Origin of the sequence: Rossellomorea sp. LJF3, from assembly GCF_037046045.1 — a bacterium.
Classification (GTDB): Bacteria; Bacillota; Bacilli; order Bacillales; family Bacillaceae_B; genus Rossellomorea.
In genome coordinates, this window is record NZ_JBANLY010000009.1 from 101785 (window position 1) to 123736 (window position 21952).

Genomic DNA, 21952 nt, shown 5'->3' on the forward strand with positions numbered 1-21952 from the left:
GGAAATGAACGCAAAGCTATTCGACCCATATAAACTGAAAAATGTTGAATTGAAGAATCGAATCGTCATGGCACCCATGTGCATGTACTCTTCCCACCATGAAGATGGAAAAGTCGAAAACTGGCATCGTACCCACTATACGAGCCGTGCTGTCGGCGGAGTCGGACTCATCATCCTGGAAGCGACAGCGGTTACACCACAGGGAAGAATCTCCCCACAGGATTTAGGGATCTGGGATGACGAACAGATTGAAGGCTTAAAAGAGTTGGTGGATCTGATGAAAGAGCAGGGGGCAAAGACCGGCATCCAGCTTGCCCATGCCGGAAGAAAAGCGGTACTCGAAGGAGATATCCTTGCTCCATCAGCCCTTCCATTTAATGATGAAATGAAAACGCCTGTTGAAATGACAGCGGATGATGTGAAAGAAACCGTCACCGCATTCATCAATGGGGCCGAAAGAGCGAAGAAAGCGGGCTTTGATGTGATTGAAATTCACGGAGCCCACGGATATCTCATCAACGAGTTCCTCTCTCCCCTGTCCAATAAACGGACAGATGAATACGGGGGATCGGCAGAAAACCGCTACCGTTTCCTCCGTGAAATCATTGACGGTATTCAACAAGTATGGGACGGACCACTGCTTGTGAGGGTTTCTGCCAAAGACTATAACGACGAAGGCCTGGACGTCGAGGACTACGTCGTATTTGCACAATGGATGAAAGAGCAAGGCGTCGATTTGATCGATGTCAGCTCCGGCGCCCTTGTACCGGCACGGATCCCGGTATTCCCCGGCTATCAGGTGAAGCTTGCCGAGACCATCAAGAACGGGGCCGACATTGACACGGGTGCGGTTGGACTGATTACAACAGGCATCCAGGCGGAAGAAATCCTGCAAAATGAACGGGCGGACCTCGTCCTCCTTGCACGGGAATTGCTTCGGGACCCTTACTGGCCGAGAACGGCTGCCAAAGAGCTCGGTGTTGAAATCGAAGCACCTAAACAGTATGAGCGCGGCTGGAAATAAAAAATACGCAAACAAGAGGGTGGACCAGAAGTCCGCCCTCTTGTTTTATTTATTCATACACCTTCTGTACTTCATATCTGAACCCCAGACAACGGTAATTCTGCTTTTGGTACATCTGTCTTGGCGTATCTTCCCCGTCCGCAACCAGGATGATAAACGTGTCAGGGAACCGTTCCATGACATACCGCTGCAGCCTGCTTCCGATCCCCTTCTTTTGAAACGATTCGTGTACCATCAAACCGTCTATTTCCGCTGAATCTTCTTCGATGATAACATCCACGGATCCGGCCGGTGTCCCTTTATAGAAAGCCAAAAGCTGCATGATACGGGGATTTTCAAAATTCCGCTTATGCATATCCACCTTTTGGTCGGCAAAATCCGGACCATAGTCCATGTCCTGCTCATACTGAAAAGAAAGATAATCCTGGAGTTCTTCACTCCCCACTTCCTTGACTTCTATATCAGGATTCATTTCCACCGATGGGAATTGATCTGGTGCAATGGAATAAAGTTCATTGAATCCGACATCATATCCCTCTTGTTTACAATAATCCATCAGTTCTTCCGAGGGTTTGTGATCTTGAGGAAGAAGAAACTTTACATGCTTCTGGCCTTTTGCCTGATGGAATTCCCGTAAAAAACGGGCGGCTTCAATAAATTCTTCAAGTGTCGGCTGTTTCTTGAATGCAAGAAAGTTACTATCATACCGCGTCAGCATTTCCGGATAATGAGTATGTAGATAAAGAGCGTTTTCGCCTATAATATGACCCGGATTATAAATATGTTCAAATGTAAATGAATTCATCTCGATTCCCCTTTTTCTGTTTAAACGGCATTTCTTACTCCCAAACACGCTGTACAGAAGCGCGGTCCCCCTCCAGCCTGACGATGTAGACGTCGGGATTGGATAAAGCGAACAGTTCATTGTATCCATAGCTTTCGTCAAATAACCTGAGCAGGAGCGTCGTTAAATTGCCATGACTCACACAGACAATGTGATCCTCTTCTTTTCCCATCACTTCATCGACGAAGGACCTTGCCCGTTCCATCGCCATTTGATTTGATTCCCCACCAGGTAATGAGAGAGAAAAATCTTCAAAGCTCATCTTTAACTTTTCCATCCAATCAGGAAGATCCTGATCGCTCAGCACCCTTTCTCCCAGTCTGTCGTCCTCCCGTATCTGGAGGCCTGAGCGATCAGCAAAAGGAGCGATGGTGTCCAGTGCCCTTATGAAGGGGCTTGAATAAATCGCTTGAATGGATCGATTTTCTAAAAAGGAAGCCAATTGACGTGCCTGACGCTCCCCCTCCTCCGTTAACGGTGCATGAAAGGGCTGTCCTTCCGCTTTTGCATGACGGACGATATAGATCTCCTTCATTTATTTCCCCCCTATTTCTTTAAAGGTATGACGTACTCCATGAAATCCCTTGCCATATAGCTTTCCGGGAAGATGTCCCTTGCTTCCTTCTCCAATTCTTCCCATGATTCCTTTGCATACCGGGAAGAAATATGGGTCAGGAAAAGGCGTCGGGCCCCGGCTAGAAGAGCGGTCTCACCTGCCTGTTTTGTCGTGGAATGATAATACTCCCGGGCCATCTCTTCTTGATCCCGGTTAAAGGTCGCTTCATGAACCAAGACATCTGCATCCTTAGAAAGTTCCACCGCATTGGAACAAAATCTTGTATCCCCAAGAATCGTGACCACCCGTCCAGGAATCGAAGGTCCGAGAAAATCCTTTCCATCAACCTCCCTTCCGTCTTCCAGCCGAACCGTTTCACCACATTTTAATTTCTTATAGAGGGGACCTGGCTGAACGCCCCATTCACGTAATTGATCCACTTGAAGGACACCGGGCTTATCTTTTTCAATTACACGATAGCCGAAAGTAGGAAGAGCATGGTCGAGTCCCATTGCTTCTACACTGAACCCTTCATCTTGAAAGATGACCCCTTCCTCGATTTCCACCACATCAAGGGGATATTGAAGGTGGGTCCTGCTGATTGAGAGGGAAACCTCGATAAACTCCTTGATTCCCTTAGGACCGTATACCGTCAGTTTTGTTTCCCCTCCCTGGAAGGAACGGCTCCCGAGTAACCCCGGCAGCCCGTATATGTGATCACCATGGAGGTGGGTAATGAAGATCTTTTCGATTCTTCTTGGTTTCAAGCTTGTATGTAAAATTTGATGCTGAGTCGCTTCCCCACAATCAAATAGCCAAACCGCACCGCGTTCCTCCAGTAATTTCAAAGCGATACTGGTTACATTGCGGAGCTTGGCCGGTACCCCTGCACCCGTACCTAAAAATAATAGTTCCACTTCTTTCACCCCTCAGATGAGCTATTCTGTCTCCATTTTAGCATAATCGCCCATATTTTACCCTTTCCCTCAAAATGGGTCATAAGAATGAAAATTTAAGCCAACATAATGACGAAGATGTTTGTAAAAAAATAAAACGTTTTCATGCATATACGCAGAAAAAGTCCTCAGCATATAATTTGCTAAATGAATGAGAAGTCTTTAAAATTAAGTAATTGTATAGGATATTAAATAAGAAGAAACGCATAAATAAGGGTTACAACAAGATAAAGTGAGGTCATGACATTGAATAATTCAACTACACCAACATCTCTGATCACGATTTTCGGAGCGACAGGTGATCTAGCGAAAAGAAAACTATATCCATCTCTTTATCATCTGTTCCGTAAAGGAAAAATCTCAAAGCGTTTTGCCGTTGTAGGTGTGGCACGACGCGAATGGTCAAATGAAGAATTCCAGGAGCATGTAAAGACATCGGTACATAAAGCGTTAGGCAGCAATGAAAACATCGATGAGTTTGTGTCACATTTCTATTATCAGCCGAATGATGTGTCCAACAGTGATTCATATAAAGCATTGAAGAACTTATCCGATGAGCTCGATGAAACATATGAATTAGAAGGCAATCGCGTTTTCTACTTAGCGATGGCTCCTGAATTCTTCGGAACGATTACGGAGCAGTTGAAAAATCAAGGCTTAACTGATACAAAAGGCTTCCAGCGACTTGTGATTGAGAAACCATTCGGTCACGACCTGCCTTCAGCGGAGAAATTGAACAGCCAGATCCGTGAATCATTCTCCGAGGATCAAATTTATCGTATCGATCACTATCTTGGTAAAGAAATGGTGCAGAACATCGAAGTCATCCGTTTCTCCAACGCCATGTTCGAACCACTCTGGAACAACCGTTATATTTCCAATATCCAGGTTACTTCATCCGAAGAGCTTGGTGTGGAAGACCGCGGCCGTTATTACGAAAAAAGCGGGGCCCTTCGCGATATGGTTCAAAACCATTTGCTTCAAATGGTTGCATTACTTGCCATGGAGCCCCCGATCAAATTGACGACGGATGAAATCCGCAGTGAAAAAGTGCGCGTGTTGCGTTCCCTTCGTCCGTTTGAACAGAATGAAGTCAAGGACTACTTTGTCAGAGGTCAATATGGTCCCGGGAAAGCAGGAAATGAAGCTCTTCCTGGTTACCGCGAAGCAGAAAACGTCGATGAGCAATCCAATACGGAAACCTATGTTGCCGGTAAATTGATGATCGATAACTTCCGTTGGGCAGGTGTCCCGTTCTATATCCGTACCGGAAAGAGAATGGAGACCAAGTCAACGAAGATCGTCATCCAGTTCAAAGACATCCCGATGAACCTGTATTACAACCCGGACAAGCCATTGGCACCGAACCTGCTGGTCATCCACATTCAGCCGGAAGAGGGGATCACCCTGCACCTGAACGTGAAAAAATCCGGACAGAATATCGAAACGACTCCAGTGAAATTGAACTTTGCCAACAACAGCGTGGATGGAATGAACACACCTGAGGCGTATGAAAAGCTTCTATTCGATTGTCTTCGCGGGGATGCCACGAACTTCACCCATTGGGATGAAGTGAAATTATCCTGGGCATTCGTCGACAAAATCTCTGAAGTATGGGAACATACACGTGACGGAGAATTCCCGAACTACGAAGCAGGTTCGATGGGACCGAAGGCCGCTGACAACCTGCTCGCAAAAGACGGCTTCTCCTGGTGGCCGATTGCCAACCTCGATGTAGACCAATGCTAAGAAAGGTGTGGAACCTATGAAAATTTATGATGTAACAGCCCCGATCTTTAACGGGATGCCCGTGTACAAGAACAAACCTGAAAAACAACCGAGTATTGAAACAAATACGAACGGTCATGTGACGGAGTCAAGACTCTCAATGGATGTTCATACAGGAACTCATGTCGACGCTCCCCTTCACATGATCAACGACGGCGAGACGATTGAAACCATCGATATCGAGAAGCTCGTCCGCCCTGTCAAAGTATTTGATGTAACGGAAGCCGATGAAAAAATCAGCCTGAAGGATATTGAAGGATTAGAGATTGAAGAGAATGACTTCATCCTCTTCAAAACGAAGAATTCATGGGATACTGAATTCAACTTTGACTTCATCTATGTAGCAGAAGACGCTGCCGCATACCTGGCTGAGAAAAAAATCGCAGGCGTCGGGATCGATGCCCTTGGAATCGAGCGGGCCCAGGAAGGTCACCCGACTCACCGCAGCCTGATGGGCAGCGGCGTCATCATCATGGAAGGCCTTCAGTTGAAAGACATCAAAGCCGGCCAATACTTCATGGTGGCGGCACCACTAAAAATTCAAAACACCGATGCATCACCGGCACGTGTCTTGCTGTTTGATGAAATGATCGGGTAAAAGGTAGATATAGAACTCTCCGGCTAACTGCCGGGGAGTTTTTTATTGTAAACAAAAAAACAGGTGCCTCATAAGAGACACCTGGTACTACTTTAATACAACTTTTTCAGTGCTTCCTTATCAAACGGCAAGAGGTCATCCGCCTTGCCTTCTTCCACTTTCCTCACCCATTCAGGGTCCTGAAGGAGTGAGCGTCCGATCGCGACCAGGTCGAATTCTCCCCGGTCCAGTCTCTCGATCAGACCATCCAGGCTAGTCGTACCCGCACCCGAGAAGCTGGTGAACTCCCCGTCCAGACCAACCGATCCCACAGATATAACGGGTTTACCTGTCAGCTTCTTTGTCCAACCGGCTAGATTCAAGTCCGATCCTTCAAATTCCGGCTCCCAAAAGCGCCGTGTGGAGCAATGAAAAATATCTACGCCTGCATTCACTAGAGGCTCTAGAAAACGCTCCAGTTCATCTGGCGTATTTGCAAGCTTTGCTCCGAAATCATTCATTTTCCATTGTGAGAAACGGAAAATGATCGGGAAATGGGGTCCCACTTCGCGTCGGCAGGCCTCAATCACCTCGACGGCAAACTGTGTTCTGCCGACCAGGTCTCCTCCATAACGGTCAGTACGACGGTTTGTATTCTCCCAGAAAAACTGATCGATTAAATATCCATGTGCCCCGTGCAGTTCTATGCCGTCGAAGCCTATGCGTTTCGCGTCTGCAGCAGCTTGGGCATACGCTTCCACCATCTGAACGACTTCCTCTTCCGACATAGGCTCCGTGATTTCTTTACCTGAAAGACTCAGTCCTGATGGTCCAACAGGAAACGCTTCTTCATTTGGAAGCTCCCCCTTTTTACGGGTCATTCCCACATGCCAAAGCTGAGGAACGATCTTTCCTCCTGCTTGATGGACTTCCTTCACGACGTTTGCCCATCCATTCAGTGATTCTTCACCATGGAACAGAGGGATGCTCTCTCCTGAAACAGAAGAGGGGTGATTGATTCCGGTCCCCTCCGTGACAATCAATCCTACACCATTTTCAGCTCTGCGGCGATAATAAGCAGCCACATCTTCACCGGGAACTCCATTTGGCGAAAAGCCCCGTGTCATAGGTGCCATCACTGTACGGTTGGATAACTGCAGCTTCTCACTATCGAATGATCTAAATAATGATTCTGTCGATGTATTGGTCTGACTCATTGAAATGCCTCCTCTTTTCTTGATGCAGTTTCATTATTTCAAACCCGTAGTGAAAATCAAAGAAATCTGTTTGGGGAATATTCACCGCGTATGTAATTCTCTCGAAAGGGCATGAATCGCTGCCATCACTTCCCTTACCCATAATCCAATCTAATTGTTTCCACTCTATTGGCAGTGTGTGCACCTCAACCTTTCCCCTATTTTAATATTTTCCTAAGTAAATCTACCTCTTCCGTGGAGAAGTCCTTCTCTCCATATCGAACTTTTTCATAAATGGGGATGATGTCAACCGGTCCCTTGATCCGCTTGAACCATTCTTGGATCGTTTCGTGGTTCTTTTTCCTCTGTAGGCTGTTTAGATGATTCTCCCAGTCTTTCAGCAACTGTCGGATTTCATTCATCTTCTCCTCTGGAGAGATAATTGTCCTGTTATCTCCCCCCTCTACCATACCCTGGTTAACGATAAGCCGATTGACCGATGTTTCAGTAAGATCTTCTTTTACCACTTTCCTTTTTTTCTTATAGCGAAGATACCAGAAGAGGAAAACAATCGTTAGAATCACGAAAAACACGTATTTCTTTATTACACTTTTCCTAGATCCTATTTCACCTGAAAAAGGGTCGATGAGCCATGGTAAAGGTTCATCCACAACGACCGGCTTATCGAGTCGCCTGTCAGAAATCGTTCTGCCTTCTTTCCCGGGACCAAGATTGAGATCCCGTTCTCCACCGTTATCCTCTACATAGTAAAACCCCTTGATTTTTCCAGTCGTTTCATTAAGGAATTCCATCCATACCAAGCTTGCCACTGCACAGATGAGAATAAAAAGAAATGTTATCCCTACTTTTTTCAACATGACAACCTCCTCTCATTCCTCTATCACCGTTTGATGTGCAAAAGCTGTTCACGCCTTGTCGGCTCAGGCGGGGTCCCGATGACCAGTCCGAGTGACTTGCTGTCCTTCGCCTTCAGTGAAAGTTGATAGAAGCGGTCTGTTGAGAAGAATCTCCCATTTGGGTTGATGACTGCAAGCGTCTCGATCAGTTTTCTCAATTGTGTGCGGTCAAGGTCGTTTCTGAGGCGCATGACGTCATGTTGTTCGGTCGCATAATTGACCCACAGTTCCACCTTGCATCCTTCTTTAATCAAATACAGGCAGACCGATACGGTGTACTCAATCAGTTCCTCCATGTCTTTTCTGAGGTGAAACTGACCCGCTCCGACCATGTTAAGGAAAATGGAATAGATATCTCCGTGGACTTTCTGGTATTTTTTTGCAAGAAGCTTGTTTTCTTTGGCAGTCGCAAGCCAGTGGATATGTCTGAAACTTTCATTCTCATACTCTTTGGTCCCTATGATGCTCGTCTCATCCAGAAACAGGGAGTAGGTAGTCTGTTTATATCCCTGAAGCATGGACTTCAGCTTCAAGTCATGGATCTTTCCGATCCGGGGAAGAACTTTGAATGAGGGGAGTTCGTCCTCCCCATATTCCAGACGATACGTTCGCAGGGACAGCGGATCTCCCAGTATAAATTCGAGATTGTATAGGCGGTGGATCCCCCTGCCTTTTCCCTTTAGGACGACAGGTATCGTCTTTTGAGATTTAGCCGGGAGGTCCAGTGACAGTGAGTACATGCTGCTCTCACCATCAATGCTTGTGAACACGAGGTCATGATCACTTCTCGTCTCTATGTTCATTTTAAGACGATACAAAGGGAGCGAGGAATCATTCCTGATTTCAATATAGCAGGTGACCGCTTCATCGATGCTTGAAGCTTCATGGTATTTCTTTATGCTCCACGAGATTTTAGGATGCTGGATGTTCAAGTAGATCTTCGAGAATAGAGCGAAAGAAAGAATCAGGAAGAATAGAAATACAAGGAAGCTGTACCCTGCGAAACTGCTGATGATGATCAGAATCACGTTCAAGAGCAAGACCAGTGGTGCGAAGATAAAGGGTGGTTCCTTATGGATTTTCATGATGTTTCGACCGGAACGGAGGTAAGGTCAAGGATTTCGTGTATGATTGCTTCTTTCGATGACTTCACTTCCCCCTCCACATTCAACGACATTCTGTGAGCCAATAAAGGCAGTGCCAATTCCTTCACATCTTCCGGCGTACAGAAATCCCTTCCGTACAAGAAAGCCCTTGACTGGATCGCCCTCATGAAGGCAATGGATCCACGGGGACTCACCCCGACTTCCACATAGCGATGCTGCCTCGTCTGTTGAATGATATCCATCAAATAATCCTCTATTTCCTCCGAGACAAGAACATCTTTTACACTCTGTTTTAACTGGAGGATCTCATCAATGGAGATGACACTCCCGATGGTTTCAAGGGGATTCGCGGCCCGGAATCTCCTTAACATCATCTTTTCTTTTTCAGGTGTCGGGTACCCCTGTTTGATCGTCAATAGAAAGCGGTCAAGCTGCGCGTCCGGCAACGGGAACGTACCTACGGAGTCGAAGGGGTTCTGTGTGGCAATGACGCAGAAGGGTTGTGGTAAATGGTAGGTGACTCCACCAAGGGTCACTGTCTTTTCTTCCATTAACTCCAGTAGTGCCGACTGAGTACGGGGTACTGCCCGGTTGATTTCATCGATAAGAAGGACATTATTGAATACCGGCCCTCTCCTGACTTTAAAGTCACTCGCTTTCACGTCGAAATATTCCTGTCCGACAATATCGGAAGGGAGGGTGTCCGGGGTGAATTGCAGACGGTTGAACGTTCCATCGATACTCTTTGAAAAGCATTTTGCCATGGTGGTCTTCCCTGTACCCGGGACATCTTCCAGCAATACATGGCCGTCGCTCAATAACGCAATAATCATTAACTCTATCTCATTCTCTTTATCAATCATGACTTTGGCTATATTTTCTTTCATCAATTGAAGCATCTCGCCACCCCTATCTGAATATGTAATATAATGGTAACATATACCACCTCATTTTGGAGTGGATTATCAGAAAATCCACGTAAAAAAAAGCCCCTTTCTTCATCAGAAAGAGGCTTGAATCATTCAATTATTTCATCCACTCCGTATGGAAAATGCCTTCTTTGTCCACACGTTCGTAGGTATGAGCACCGAAGTAGTCACGCTGAGCCTGGATCAAATTCGCAGGAAGCGTTTCTGTACGGTAGCTGTCATAATAAGATAGGGCTGCCGAGAAGCCGGGAACCGGTACGCCATTCTGGACGGCTACACTGATGACTTCGCGGAGTGCGTATTGATAGCTTTCGACGATCTCTTTGAAGTAAGGATCGAGTAAAAGGTTAGTGAGATTGGATTCACGGTCATATGCTTCTTTAATCTTCTGCAGGAACTGTGCACGGATGATACACCCTCCGCGGAAGATCATGGCGATATCTCCATATTGCAAGTCCCATTTGTACTCATCAGACGCAGAACGCATCTGGGCGAAGCCTTGCGCATACGAACAGATCTTACTCATGTAAAGAGCTTTCCGAATCGATTCGACTAATGCTTTCTTATCACCATCGAATGGTTTCGTATCTGGACCTTTCAGCATCTTGCTCGCCTTTACTCGTTCATCTTTAATCGCTGAAATGAAGCGGGCGAAGACAGACTCCGTGATGATCGGTAAAGATACACCGAGATCCAATGCACTTTGACTTGTCCATTTACCCGTACCCTTTTGACCTGCTTTATCTAGTATGACATCCACCATCGGCTTGCCGGTTTCTTCATCCTTCTTCGTAAAGATATCGGCTGTGATTTCGATGAGATAGCTGTCAAGCTCACCTTCATTCCAATCCGCAAACACTTCATGAAGTTCTTCTGCACTTAAGCCAAGGACATTTTTCATCAGGAAGTAGGATTCCGCGATCAACTGCATATCTCCGTATTCGATACCGTTGTGCACCATTTTCACATAGTGGCCAGCACCGTCGGGACCGATATACGTCGTACAAGGGTCTCCGTCAACCTTCGCTGCGATATCTTTCAGGATAGGAGCCACGAGATCATATGCTTCCTTCTGTCCTCCAGGCATGATGGAAGGACCTGTCAGGGCACCTTCCTCCCCACCGGACACACCCGTTCCGATAAAATGAATGCCAAGTTCGCTTAGTTCCTGATTGCGTCGACGGGTATCCTCGAAGAACGTATTCCCCCCATCAATCAGGATGTCACCTTTTTCAAGATAGGGTTTTAATTGTTCGATGGTGGCATCTGTCGGGTTTCCCGCTTTGACCATCAGAAGAATTTTGCGGGGTTTTTCCAACGAGTTGACAAATTCCTCGATTGAATATGTAGGATTGACATTCTTGCCCTTCGATTCGTTCATCATTTCTTCCGTTTTCTCACTGGAACGATTGTACACAGAAACAGAGTATCCCCTGCTTTCAATATTCCATGCCAAGTTTTTACCCATAACGGCTAATCCGATAACACCAATTTCCTGAGCCATAACATCAACGTCCTTTCATCTATAGAATCATGATTTCATTACTGCTTCAGTTATATCAAATGAATGACCGGAGTCTATTTCAATCTAACAAGAATGGGTCACTGATGCAAATAATCCGATTGAGAAGTACGTCACTGTTTTAAGGTGTCCCCATTTACAACTGTCATTCCCTTAAAAAGTCTTTGTTGAAGCTTGTGTCCTGTTTCTGGTCATAAGACTTTTTCTTATTCTTGGCTTTAATCCCTTGAGAGATGGAATCTTTCCCAAACTTGTCATGAAGCTTGGATAATACGTTGTAGAGTGGTTCCTTTTCGGCGACTTTCTTATAAGAAAATAAGTCCAGCTGTTCCGTGGCTTCGTTTTTCTCCACTACATCCTGTGCCGTGACCCCCAGGAGCCTTACAGGATCCCCATCCCAATGCTTCAGGAATAAGTCTTTCGCATGGCGGAATAGGTCTTCTTTTTTATAGATGGGGTTTTCCACCTTTTTGCTTCTGGTGATGGTCTTCCTGAACTTATCCCGGATCATCAGCTGGATCGTCGTTCCCAGTACATCCTTTTGTTGAAGTCGGGACGATACCTTTGCACAAAGCTTTTCCACAACCATTAAAAGCTCATGTTGATTCGTGGTATCCTTTGGCAAGGTAGTGGAATTGCCTACGCTCTTATAATCATAAATCGACTCCGGGTCCACATTTCTTCTGTCGATTCCATTGGCTCGCTCTTTAAGACGGAGCCCGTTGATCCCGAGCAGTGACTTCAACTGGATATCGTTGGCATGGGCAAGATCGCTGCATGTATGGATACCGATTGAATTCAGCTTCTCGGCAGTCTTCTGACCAATCCCATGCATTTCAATGACGGGGAGCGGCCACAGCTTATTCGGGATATCCCGTTTACGCAGCACGGTGATTCCCATAGGTTTCTTCATATCTGATGCCGTTTTCGCCAGGAATTTATTGGGCGCAACACCTATACTGCAGGGAAGGTCTAACTGACCCTTGATCTGGGCCTGAATGTCCGAGGCAATTTGTAATGGAGTTCCTTTCTCGAAGGAATCCGTAATATCGAGATACCCTTCATCAATCGACACGGGTTCCACTAATTCTGTATATTGTCTGAGGATATCGAATATTCCTTTGGAGGCGGCACGGTAACGGTCGAAGTTGGGTGTCATGATAACCAGATCCGGACAGAGTTTTTTAGCCTCCCAAAGAGGCATCGTCGTTTTCACACCAAAGCCCCTGGCTTCGTAGCTGCATGTCACGATGATGCCCCGTCTTTCCTGTGGATTACCGGCTATAGCAAGGGGTTTCCCCAAGAGAGTAGGATCATAGGCCATCTCTACAGAGGCATAAAAACTGTTCATATCAACATGAAGGATCACTCGTCCGTTTTTGGGATAGTGTGAGTTCATTTCAATCGCGGCTTTCTTTGTCTAGTTTTGATGTGTTTTTTGCTCGTTCACGTAATCCTTTATTTCTTTAATACCTTCTAAGCTTTCTACTAAAACATCGGGATCGATTTGGGTTAAAAGGGAATCTTCAAGATTGATGATACCTGAAAAATAGGTTGTTTTCGAATAAGCAAGTAAACCGACGTTCGTAATCGATTCATCTGGGACTTCAATTATTTCCTTTGCTTCCATCACGACCAGACCGACCTGCATCGTTTTCGTCTGGACGACCAGGAGAAACATTCCTTTTTCGGCAATCGCAGGGGTGTCATAAAGGATGTTCCCTAAATCAAGGACCGGAATCAGCTCTCCCCTGACCTTTACAAGTCCAAGGACAAATGGGGGTAAGTGAGGGATCGCCCTGATCTCCTCCACCTTTTCAATGGATACAACGTTCTGAATCGGCAGAGCATATTCTTCTTTTCCGGCATGAAATACAACTACTTTCGGCAATGTATAACGTCCCCTCTCGCATTTCTGATATGTATACTACTAATGTACCATATTTCACAATAAGGCGCTGATTTGAAGGAAGAAAAAGTCCACGCACAAAAGAAAACCCTTTTGCACGTGGACATTCCGCTTTTCTATTGTCCAGCTACGGGGCTTAGAGGCTCGAGGTCATAAGTTAAACCGACCAAAAAGGCAAAGAACGCCTTTCCGGTCGGTTCACCTTATGCTTGTCGCCTCTGGGCAAAGCCCCTCCGCTTTTCTATTCCCCAGCCACCTCTTTGATGATGGCTATGACCATTTCAGAGAGTTTGTTCAGTTCTTCTACTGGCATTCTTTCGCTCTTTGTGTGGATTTCTTCGTAGCCTACTGCGAGATTGACGGTCGGCACTCCGAATCCGGCGATGACGTTGGCGTCGCTTCCGCCTCCGCTTGTAAGCAGCTCGCTCGGGCGACCGATTTTCTTCGCCGCACGTTTTGCCACTTCCACTACTTCGTCACCGTCTTTGAACTTGAAGCCTGGGTACATGACTTGAACCTCGACTTCCGCTTTCCCGCCCATTTCTTCGGCAACGGAAGTGAAGGCAGCTTTCATTTTTTCTACCTGTGCTTCCATTTTTTCAGGAACCAGTGAACGGGCTTCAGCAAGGATGTCGGCTTGTTCGCATACGATATTCGTTGCTTTTCCACCTTCAAAGCGGCCGATGTTCGCAGTCGTTTCTTCATCGATACGGCCAAGTGGCATTTTAGAGATGGCTTTCGCTGCAATCGTGATGGCAGAAACGCCTTTTTCAGGAGCTACGCCTGCGTGTGCCGTTTTCCCGTAGATCGTCGCCTTCACTTTAGCCTGTGTCGGTGCTGCTACAATGATGTTTCCGACTTTTCCGTCACTATCAAGGGCAAAACCGTATTTCGCTTTGACAAGAGAGGAATCGAGGGCTTTTGCTCCAACGAGACCTGATTCTTCCCCTACCGTGATGATGAACTGGATGTCACCGTGGGAAATATTGTTTTCCTTAAGGACGCGCACGGATTCAAGCATAGTGGCAAGACCGGCTTTGTCATCGGCTCCGAGTATGGTTGTCCCATCGGAATAAATGTAGCCATCTTCTTTAAGAGTAGGCTTTACCCCTTTGGCAGGGACCACTGTATCCATATGGGAAGTGAAATAAATGGTATCCACTCCATCTTTATTCCCTTTTAAAGTACAGATCAGGTTGCCGGCACCGTGGCCCGTTTCACCCATTGTGTCGTCTTCGAATACCTCCACTCCAAGGTCGGAGAATTTTTTTGTTAATACTTTCGCGATTTCCGCTTCTTCTTTCGTTTCAGAATCGATTTGGACCAATTCCAGGAATTCATTTAATAAACGCTCTTCATTAATCATTTAGTAGACCTCCACAAATATGTATTCACTCCTATAGTATAGCGTGAATAGCCGGGTTCAACAAATGGTACACCTTTTACAAGGGGATATTCCCGTGCTTTTTCTTCGGACGTTCTTCCCGTTTGTTTCTCATCATTTCCAGTCCTTGAATCAATTTAATCCGGGTTTCACGGGGATCGATGACATCATCCACCATCCCACGGGACGCGGCGACGTATGGATTCGCGAACTTTTCACGATATTCTTCTATCTTCTGTTCCCTCAGCTCTTCAGGGTTATCGCTCGATGCAATTTCCCTGGCAAAAATGATGTTCGCTGCTCCTTGAGGCCCCATGACGGCGATTTCCGCATTCGGCCAGGCAAAGACAAGATCCGCACCGATCGATTTACTGTTAAGGGCCACATACGCCCCGCCATATGCTTTCCTTAGGATTACGGTCATTTTAGGGACTGTCGCCTCAGAATACGCATATAGAATCTTGGCCCCATGACGGATTATCCCTCCATGTTCCTGCTTGATCCCTGGGAAGAATCCCGTAACATCCTCAAACGTAATGAGAGGAATATTAAATGAATCACAGAACCTTATGAACCGGGACGCTTTGTCGGAAGAATCGATATCAAGGCCACCCGCCATGAACTTTGGCTGGTTGCATACAAGTCCGACGACTTCTCCTTTTATGCGGGCCAACCCCACAACGATGTTTTTGGCGAATTCCTTCTGAACTTCCATGAAGCTTCCTTCATCGACGATTTCATTGATGACGGTCCGGACGTCGTATGGACGAATCGCATCAAATGGAATCAGGTCCGTTAAGTTGGCACGGTAATCATCCTCTTCATCCACGTCCAGGCGAGGAGGCTTCTCTTCATTGTTTTGAGGCAGGTATGTTAATAATCTTCGAACCTCTTGTAACACCTCTTCTTCCGTTTTCCCACGGAAATGGGCATTTCCGCTGATGGAGTTATGAACCTTGGCCCCACCGAGATCCTCGGAGCTGATTTTTTCCCCTGTCACGGTTTCAATGACTTTAGGTCCTGTGATGAACATTTGGCTCGTCTCATCCACCATAAAGACAAAATCTGTGATGGCAGGGGAGTAAACCGCTCCACCGGCACAAGGGCCCATGATGACGGATATTTGCGGAATCACACCTGAATAGACGGCGTTTCGATAGAAGATATGTCCATAGCCATCTAAAGAAACGACCCCTTCCTGAATCCTGGCACCGCCGGAATCATTCAATCCGATGAACGGAGCACCATTCTTGACGGCAAGATCCATCACATGGGAGATCTTCTTCGCGTGCATTTCTCCAAGTGCACCGCCGAACACCGTGAAATCCTGGGAGAATAAGTAAATCGGTTTCCCGTTCACCTTTCCGTACCCTGTCACAACCCCGTCACCAGGTCCCTGTACCCCTTCAAGTCCAAAGTCTGAGCATCTGTGCTCGATGAATGGGTTCAACTCCACAAAGCTCCCCGGATCAACCAGGATATCGATCCGCTCCCTTGCTGTCAGCTTTCCTTTTTCATGCTGCTTGTCTATTTTTTCATCTCCACCGCCAAGCTCCACTTCTCTTCTGCGGTCGTATAATTCATTGATTTTCTCATAAATATCCATTATGATTACTCCCCTTTGATGTTGGATTTATCACAAAGCTCGTATAAAACGCCGTGGGCTGATTTCGGATGCATGAAGGCGACGGATGCCCCGCCGGCACCAGGCTTCGGCGTTTCGTTGATCATCCGTACCCCTTTGGTCTGGAGCTCTTCTATGCGCTCCTCGATTCCTTCTACACCGAAGGCTATATGGTGAATCCCTTCACCCTTTTTTTCTATGAATGCCGCAATCGGGCTTTCTTTATGTAGTGGCTCCAGTAACTCGAGTTTAAGGTTTCCGCTATCCATGAATGCTACCTTGACGCCTTGATTCTTTACTTCTTCGATCTTCAGTAGTGAAAGACCGAGAGTATCTTCATAAAATGCGAGAACATTGTCTATTGATGAAACTGCTATTCCGATATGATCTACCTTTTTCATCCCTATCATCCCCCTGTTGTTTGCATGCTCCACCCATATAGTATTCCATACCTGTTGTCGAATTTCCTCCTAAAGAGACGAATAATTAAAGCGTTTTCTTTTATTGGGGTGGTTGTCTTCTCTCGTTATTCACGTTAAAATAGAGATGAAAATTATCTCACGCTTATGTGGAAGAATGGAGCGATACGATGGGTAATAAAAAAATGCAAAAGATCATTGTATTTGTAATGCTGTTTGCGATGATTGCATCAACGATCATGGCAGGACTGTCATTCTTATTATAAAAATAGTAACTAAAAGGAGCTGCTTTTCGAATCCATCGATAAGCAGCTCCTCTTTTATAGCGCACCGTATTCTTTCCCCACCTGATTGAAGCTCTTCTTCGTTTTCACGACGAGTACCTTGGTGCCGACAGGTGCTTTGTCAAACAGATATTCAACATTCTTATTCTGCATCCGGATGCATCCATTGGAGATATATCTCCCTATGCTCGATGGCCGGTTCGTCCCGTGGATTCCGTAGATCCTGCCATCCGTCCCTTCTGCATCGAATCCAATCCAACGTGTTCCGAGGGGGTTTCTCGGGTCCCCGCCAGGGATGTTCTTCTTACGATAGTAGGGGTCCTTCGCTTTAACCGTAACATTAAATAAACCTTCCGGGGTGAGCTCGGCCGTTTTTCCTGTAGCGACGGGAAAGGTAGCCTGTATTTTCCCGTCGTCTATATATGCCAATTGATTGTTTTCCTTGTTCACGATGATAAACGGATCTCCCGGGATCGGGTTCCTGCCGAGTGGCCATATGGGAGATGCGAACAATATAATGGCAAGAAGTAAGCGCATCCTATCACCTTCTTCATGTTTTAGGTGTAGTTTGCTTCACTTTCCTCCTTTTTTATTCCTTTGAACGAGCTTTTCAGAAGAAGGTACTGTTCCATTTCCTGAACAAATTGGTAAAGAGCGGCACGCGTTTCAAACTCTTCCCTCGTTTTCGGCAGCTCCATCTGCTCAAACTCCACTTTCATATCGTACAGTTTTTTCAAGTAAAGGAGCGCCGTGTTCCCGGGATGGATGTGATCGCTCAGTTCTTCCAGGAAATCTGCGATGCGATGACCCTGCTCGACGGTTAATGAAATATTTGTGGCGATCGGCAGGATGCGCTGAAGGATTTCAAACTGCTTCTCCCTCATTTTGAAATATAAATAGTATAAGTTCTCATCCCTTAAAAAGTGGTTCTCTACATCTTTAAACGCTATCGTCTTCGCCTCTTTGAGCAGCTGCTCCGTTTCCGTGATCTCCCTGCCATCCCAATCGCTGTCATTTGTCTTTAAATAGTTGATCATTTCACAGAAAATCTTATAAAAGTTCGCTTCGATTTTTTCCTGATACTCGATCATCTTTTTATCGACGCTCGGCATATACAGGTTCATCAAAAGGGCAATCCCGATCCCGATCACGATGATTCCAAGCTCATTTTCAAAAAGGCCAAGGGTGACATGTCCCGCTGAGTATACATGAAGGATGATGACGGAGCTTGTGACAATCCCTTCTTTGATGTTAAAGGCAACGGTGATGGGAATGAATACAAGAAGCAGCAAACCGATGACCGCCGGGTGATAGGCAAGAAATTCAAAAAAGGCGGCAGAAAAAACCATGGCGATCACACACGCCAAAAAACGGCTCCATGATGCATTCACCGATTTCTTCTTCGTATTCTGAATGCACAGGATCGTCAATATCCCCGCTGATACGAAGTTATCAAGGTGGAACCACTGGGCGATGCTGATGGCAGCCGCGGTGCCGATTCCTGTCTTAAGTGTCCGATATCCGATTCGAAACATTCATCTTTCTCCTAACTACTTCATTTTTTAGCTACTCTAGAATACCATAAACAGGGTTGAACATAAAAAGAAGGATTAACGGATGATGCCGTTAATCCTTCATCTCTATAATATTTTTTCAAGGAATCCTTTTCCCCTGTCACTTTGCGGATTGGAGAAAAAGGCTTGCGGTTCTCCCTCTTCAATGATCTTTCCATCATCCATGAAGAGGATCCTGTCCGCAACCTCTCTTGCAAACCCCATTTCATGGGTCACGATGATCATCGTCATCCCTGTGTGAGCGAGTGATTTCATGACATCCAGAACCTCTTTCACCATTTCGGGATCAAGGGCAGACGTCGGTTCATCGAATAACATGACTTTCGGTTCCATGGCAAGGGCCCTTGCAATGGCCACACGCTGCTTCTGTCCACCTGATAACCGGTTCGGGTATTCATTGCATTTTTCTTTCAGACCGACTTTTGTCAGGAGGTCCGTCCCTAATTTCGCAGCTTCCGTTTTGTTCATGCCCTTCACTTTCATTGGTGCGTAAATGACATTCTCCAAAGCGGTCATATGAGGAAAAAGGTGAAAATGTTGAAACACCATGCCGATGTCCTGTCTTACCTTGTTGATGGCTTTCCCCTTCACAAGGGCTCCTTCAAAGTAAATCGATCCCGCTGTCGGTTCTTCCAGGTGATTCAAACATCGCAATAAAGTGGATTTCCCTGAACCCGATGGACCGATCAATGCGACGACTTCCCCTTTCTCGACCGAGAAGTCGATTCCCTTTAATACCTGAAGCTTTCCAAACGACTTGGTTATCTGTTCCCCTTTAATCATTTCCACGCAGTCTCCCTTCCAGCACTTTCCCTAGTATTGTCAGAATCATAACGAGCACATAATAGATCAGTCCTGCGAATAAAAGCGGTTCAAAGAAGGAATACAAGTCACTTCCAACCATGTATGAACGCCTCATTACATCTGCAGCACCGATCACCGTGACGATGGCGGATTCCTTGGTGAGCGTGATGAATTCGTTCATCAGCGCAGGGAGGATATTTTTGATCGCCTGAGGCAGGATCACGTCTTTCATCATCAATCGGTAAGGCACTCCAAGAGCCATCGCGGCTTCCGTTTGCCCTTTGTCCACTGCATTGATCCCCGCACGGATGATTTCGGATATATAGGCAGCCGAATTAAGGGAAAAAGCGAGGATCGCTGCGTAATAAGGTTCAATCTGTGTCCCGAAAAGCTGAGGCGAGCCGTAGAAGATGATCATCAGCTGAAGGACGAGGGGAGTTCCCCTGAATACGGATGTATAAAGATCCGCCAGCAGGGTCAAAGGTTTAATGGAACTAATTTTACAAAGGGCAAGAAGAATACCGAATAGGAACCCGAGCACCCCTGCTAACGCGACAATTTTAAGTGTGACCTTCAATCCTTCCAAAATAAAGGGGATCGAAGGAATCAGTTGTTCAAAATCTAGTGGCATAATGGTCCCCTCCAACGTTGTAATGTGGCATTTAATAGGAAGGGCTAACCGGATTAGAGGTTAGCCCTTCATCAATCTACTGTTCTCCGTCAAACCATTTTTCAGCGAGTTTATCCAGTTCTCCACTGTCTTTAAGCTTCTTCAATGCGTCATTGAATTCACCTGTCAGCTCGCTATCCTTTGGAAGGGCAACCGCAGAACCTGCCTCTTCTTCATTTACATTCATCGTATTTCCTTGAAGCTCTTTATTCTTGTCCAAATATCCGTTTGCCACTGTATTTTCGATGATGATGGCGTCAAAGCGTCCATTTTGAAGATCCTGGATCAGTTCAGGAATACGATCACGAGTGTCCACTTTCAGCTTGATGGATTTTGAAAGTTCTTCTGCCGCATCTTGTTGAATCGAGCCTAATTGTACTCCCACCGTTTTTCCATCCAGATCCTTTTCACTCTGAATGCCGCTTTCCTTTGTCGAGATGATCATATCTTTAGCCGTGTAGTAGACATCACTGAAGTCAACATTCTTCTGTCGTTCCGGCGTTGGCGTCATGGCAGAAAGGACGAAATCCACCTGGCCGGTTTTCAGTGCAGAGATCAATCCGCTGAATTCCATATCCTTGATTTCGATTTCGTATCCCATTTCATCGGCGAGCATATTGGCAAGATCGATGTCGTACCCGATGATTTTGTCGCTGTTGGCCGTGTCGACAAATTCAAAAGGTTTATAATCGGCCGACGTCCCCATGATCAGTTTCTTGGATTCCCCGGAAGCAGGCTTGTCTTCTCCTGAGCCGCATGCTGCCAGGGTAGCAGAAAGGATTAATACTAATACGAGAGATAATAGCTTTTTCATTGTGATTCCTCCTGAGTTTTGTGTATAAATATAATATATAATGTATATTAATTACTATATTCGTATTGTAGCAGAGTTCAATATTTATGCAATACTTTTTATAAATATTGATAAATGATTATATTTTCTGAAAATTTATATGCTTATTTTGCTATTTCAGCTACATTAATGTTAGTTGTTAATGATTTTTATGCATGATATATGCATAGTGAGCGTCGCTATTTGAATCCACCGAAGTTGTACAATTAGTGGAAAGTGCTTTATTTATCTCTTAATCTGGTTCCTGGTGTATGAATTAAATAGAAAAGAAGTATTCCAATGGGGGTTTGGAAGGTCTTGACGAAGCTTTTTGGGATGAATAGGGGTTAAATGTCATGCCTGTTGCTTTAATTGCGTCATTTCAAGAGTTGATTGCGTCATTATTGAAATAATTGCGTCGTTTATCCATTTATTCCGTCATTTCCATTTTGAATTGCGTCGTTTTACAAAATAAGGAATTTTACCCAACTAAATATATCTCTCCAAAAATAAAAAAACGTCAAGCCTCTCACTCTAACAGTGAGAAACTTGACGAAATTTTTTATACCTCTTCGCAATACTCATCAAAGTACGATTGAAGTTTGTTCACAACGGACATTGGATCATGTCCTTCAATCTCGTGTCTTTCAACCATCGTCAGGAGCTTTCCGTCTTTCAATAGTGCGAATGACGGTGAAGATGGCGGATAACCTGTGAAGTAGCTGCGTGCTTTCGCAGTCGCTTCTTTATCCTGACCGGCGAAAACCGTGACCAATTGATCCGGACGCTTATCGAAGTGAATGGAGTGAGCGGCTGCGGGACGGGCGATCCCTCCTGCACATCCACAAACCGAGTTGACCATGACAAGTGTTGTACCTTCTTTAGAAAAAGCCTGATCCACTTCTTCTTCTGTTGTCAATTGGGTATACCCTGCTGTTTCGATTTCTTGACGGGCCTGGCGGACAACGTCGTTCATAAATAAGTTGAAATCTATATCCATGCTTGAACTCTCCTTTAATCGCTGACTTAATCATATC

General features: G+C 45.7%; 23 protein-coding genes. 4 read left to right on the forward strand and 19 right to left on the reverse strand.

Annotated features, from left to right (window positions below):
• Positions 1–4 precede the first annotated feature (4 nt).
• Complete coding sequence (namA, locus tag V8G47_RS10985; protein WP_336200144.1) at positions 5–1024, forward strand: NADPH dehydrogenase NamA; 1020 nt, start codon at positions 5–7, stop codon at positions 1022–1024.
• Between the two features lie 49 nt (positions 1025–1073).
• Here the strand turns inward: namA and V8G47_RS10990 are convergent, their stop codons facing one another.
• Genes V8G47_RS10990 through rnz form a run of 3 tightly spaced genes read right to left on the reverse strand, consistent with a single transcriptional unit; the run spans position 1074 to position 3341 of the window.
• The gene (locus V8G47_RS10990) at positions 1074–1829 is read right to left on the reverse strand and encodes a GNAT family N-acetyltransferase (RefSeq protein ID WP_336200145.1); all 756 of its coding nucleotides are present in this window, start codon (positions 1827–1829) and stop codon (positions 1074–1076) included.
• Positions 1830–1863: 34 nt separating this feature from the next.
• Positions 1864–2403, reverse strand: coding sequence for a histidine phosphatase family protein (locus tag V8G47_RS10995; protein ID WP_336200146.1), 540 nt, complete (start codon positions 2401–2403; stop codon positions 1864–1866).
• Positions 2404–2414: 11 nt separating this feature from the next.
• Positions 2415–3341 (reverse strand): ribonuclease Z, encoded by a 927-nt coding sequence (rnz, locus tag V8G47_RS11000; protein WP_336200147.1) that lies wholly within the window; start codon positions 3339–3341, stop codon positions 2415–2417.
• Between the two features lie 279 nt (positions 3342–3620).
• Here rnz and zwf point away from each other — a divergent pair, with 279 nt between their 5' ends.
• Both zwf and V8G47_RS11010 read left to right on the forward strand, forming a co-directional pair.
• On the forward strand, positions 3621–5129 hold the full coding sequence (gene zwf, locus V8G47_RS11005) for a glucose-6-phosphate dehydrogenase (RefSeq protein ID WP_336200148.1): 1509 nt from the start codon (positions 3621–3623) through the stop codon (positions 5127–5129).
• Positions 5130–5145: 16 nt separating this feature from the next.
• A complete protein-coding gene (locus tag V8G47_RS11010) occupies positions 5146–5766 on the forward strand; it encodes a cyclase family protein (RefSeq protein WP_336200149.1) in 621 nt (206 codons plus the stop codon).
• A 92-nt stretch (positions 5767–5858) separates the two neighbouring features.
• Here V8G47_RS11010 and V8G47_RS11015 read toward each other — a convergent pair whose 3' ends face one another.
• The 10 genes from V8G47_RS11015 to mce form a co-directional block, all read right to left on the reverse strand.
• The gene (locus V8G47_RS11015) at positions 5859–6962 is read right to left on the reverse strand and encodes an NADH:flavin oxidoreductase (RefSeq protein WP_336200150.1); all 1104 of its coding nucleotides are present in this window, start codon (positions 6960–6962) and stop codon (positions 5859–5861) included.
• A 197-nt stretch (positions 6963–7159) separates the two neighbouring features.
• The gene (locus tag V8G47_RS11020; RefSeq protein WP_336200151.1) at positions 7160–7819 is read right to left on the reverse strand and encodes a hypothetical protein; all 660 of its coding nucleotides are present in this window, start codon (positions 7817–7819) and stop codon (positions 7160–7162) included.
• Positions 7820–7842: 23 nt separating this feature from the next.
• Positions 7843–8943, reverse strand: a complete 1101-nt coding sequence (locus tag V8G47_RS11025) for a DUF58 domain-containing protein (protein ID WP_336200152.1) — start codon at positions 8941–8943, stop codon at positions 7843–7845.
• Complete coding sequence (locus tag V8G47_RS11030) at positions 8940–9863, reverse strand: AAA family ATPase (RefSeq protein WP_336200153.1); 924 nt, start codon at positions 9861–9863, stop codon at positions 8940–8942. The genes V8G47_RS11025 and V8G47_RS11030 overlap by 4 nt, the downstream gene beginning before the upstream one ends.
• Before the next feature lie 127 nt (positions 9864–9990).
• Positions 9991–11397, reverse strand: a complete 1407-nt coding sequence (gene gndA, locus V8G47_RS11035) for an NADP-dependent phosphogluconate dehydrogenase (RefSeq protein WP_061809695.1) — start codon at positions 11395–11397, stop codon at positions 9991–9993.
• A gap of 163 nt (positions 11398–11560) precedes the next feature.
• The gene (locus V8G47_RS11040) at positions 11561–12814 is read right to left on the reverse strand and encodes a DNA polymerase IV (RefSeq protein ID WP_336200154.1); all 1254 of its coding nucleotides are present in this window, start codon (positions 12812–12814) and stop codon (positions 11561–11563) included.
• 21 nt (positions 12815–12835) lie between these two features.
• Positions 12836–13306, reverse strand: coding sequence for a chemotaxis protein CheW (locus V8G47_RS11045; RefSeq protein ID WP_336200155.1), 471 nt, complete (start codon positions 13304–13306; stop codon positions 12836–12838).
• Between the two features lie 259 nt (positions 13307–13565).
• Positions 13566–14690 carry a tripeptidase T gene (locus tag V8G47_RS11050; protein ID WP_224519557.1) on the reverse strand — a complete coding sequence of 375 codons (1125 nt, stop codon included), beginning with the start codon at positions 14688–14690 and terminating at the stop codon, positions 13566–13568.
• 76 nt (positions 14691–14766) lie between these two features.
• Positions 14767–16314 (reverse strand): acyl-CoA carboxylase subunit beta, encoded by a 1548-nt coding sequence (locus V8G47_RS11055; protein ID WP_336200156.1) that lies wholly within the window; start codon positions 16312–16314, stop codon positions 14767–14769.
• A 5-nt stretch (positions 16315–16319) separates the two neighbouring features.
• Positions 16320–16733: a methylmalonyl-CoA epimerase gene (gene mce / locus V8G47_RS11060; protein WP_336200157.1), complete on the reverse strand. Its 414-nt coding sequence runs from the start codon at positions 16731–16733 to the stop codon at positions 16320–16322.
• Between the two features lie 188 nt (positions 16734–16921).
• Here mce and prli42 point away from each other — a divergent pair, with 188 nt between their 5' ends.
• Positions 16922–17017 (forward strand): stressosome-associated protein Prli42, encoded by a 96-nt coding sequence (prli42, locus tag V8G47_RS11065; RefSeq protein ID WP_156029987.1) that lies wholly within the window; start codon positions 16922–16924, stop codon positions 17015–17017.
• A gap of 54 nt (positions 17018–17071) precedes the next feature.
• Here prli42 and V8G47_RS11070 read toward each other — a convergent pair whose 3' ends face one another.
• The 6 genes from V8G47_RS11070 to V8G47_RS11095 form a co-directional block, all read right to left on the reverse strand.
• Positions 17072–17572, reverse strand: a complete 501-nt coding sequence (locus V8G47_RS11070) for a L,D-transpeptidase (RefSeq protein WP_336200158.1) — start codon at positions 17570–17572, stop codon at positions 17072–17074.
• Positions 17573–17592: 20 nt separating this feature from the next.
• Positions 17593–18570, reverse strand: a complete 978-nt coding sequence (locus tag V8G47_RS11075) for an aromatic acid exporter family protein (RefSeq protein ID WP_336200159.1) — start codon at positions 18568–18570, stop codon at positions 17593–17595.
• A gap of 105 nt (positions 18571–18675) precedes the next feature.
• The gene (locus V8G47_RS11080) at positions 18676–19392 is read right to left on the reverse strand and encodes an amino acid ABC transporter ATP-binding protein (RefSeq protein ID WP_336200180.1); all 717 of its coding nucleotides are present in this window, start codon (positions 19390–19392) and stop codon (positions 18676–18678) included.
• Positions 19385–20044 carry an amino acid ABC transporter permease gene (locus tag V8G47_RS11085; protein ID WP_336200160.1) on the reverse strand — a complete coding sequence of 220 codons (660 nt, stop codon included), beginning with the start codon at positions 20042–20044 and terminating at the stop codon, positions 19385–19387. The genes V8G47_RS11080 and V8G47_RS11085 overlap by 8 nt, the downstream gene beginning before the upstream one ends.
• Before the next feature lie 76 nt (positions 20045–20120).
• Positions 20121–20897 (reverse strand): transporter substrate-binding domain-containing protein, encoded by a 777-nt coding sequence (locus V8G47_RS11090; RefSeq protein ID WP_336200161.1) that lies wholly within the window; start codon positions 20895–20897, stop codon positions 20121–20123.
• A 580-nt stretch (positions 20898–21477) separates the two neighbouring features.
• The gene (locus V8G47_RS11095; RefSeq protein ID WP_034758093.1) at positions 21478–21915 is read right to left on the reverse strand and encodes a BrxA/BrxB family bacilliredoxin; all 438 of its coding nucleotides are present in this window, start codon (positions 21913–21915) and stop codon (positions 21478–21480) included.
• Between the last annotated feature and the right edge of the window lie 37 nt (positions 21916–21952).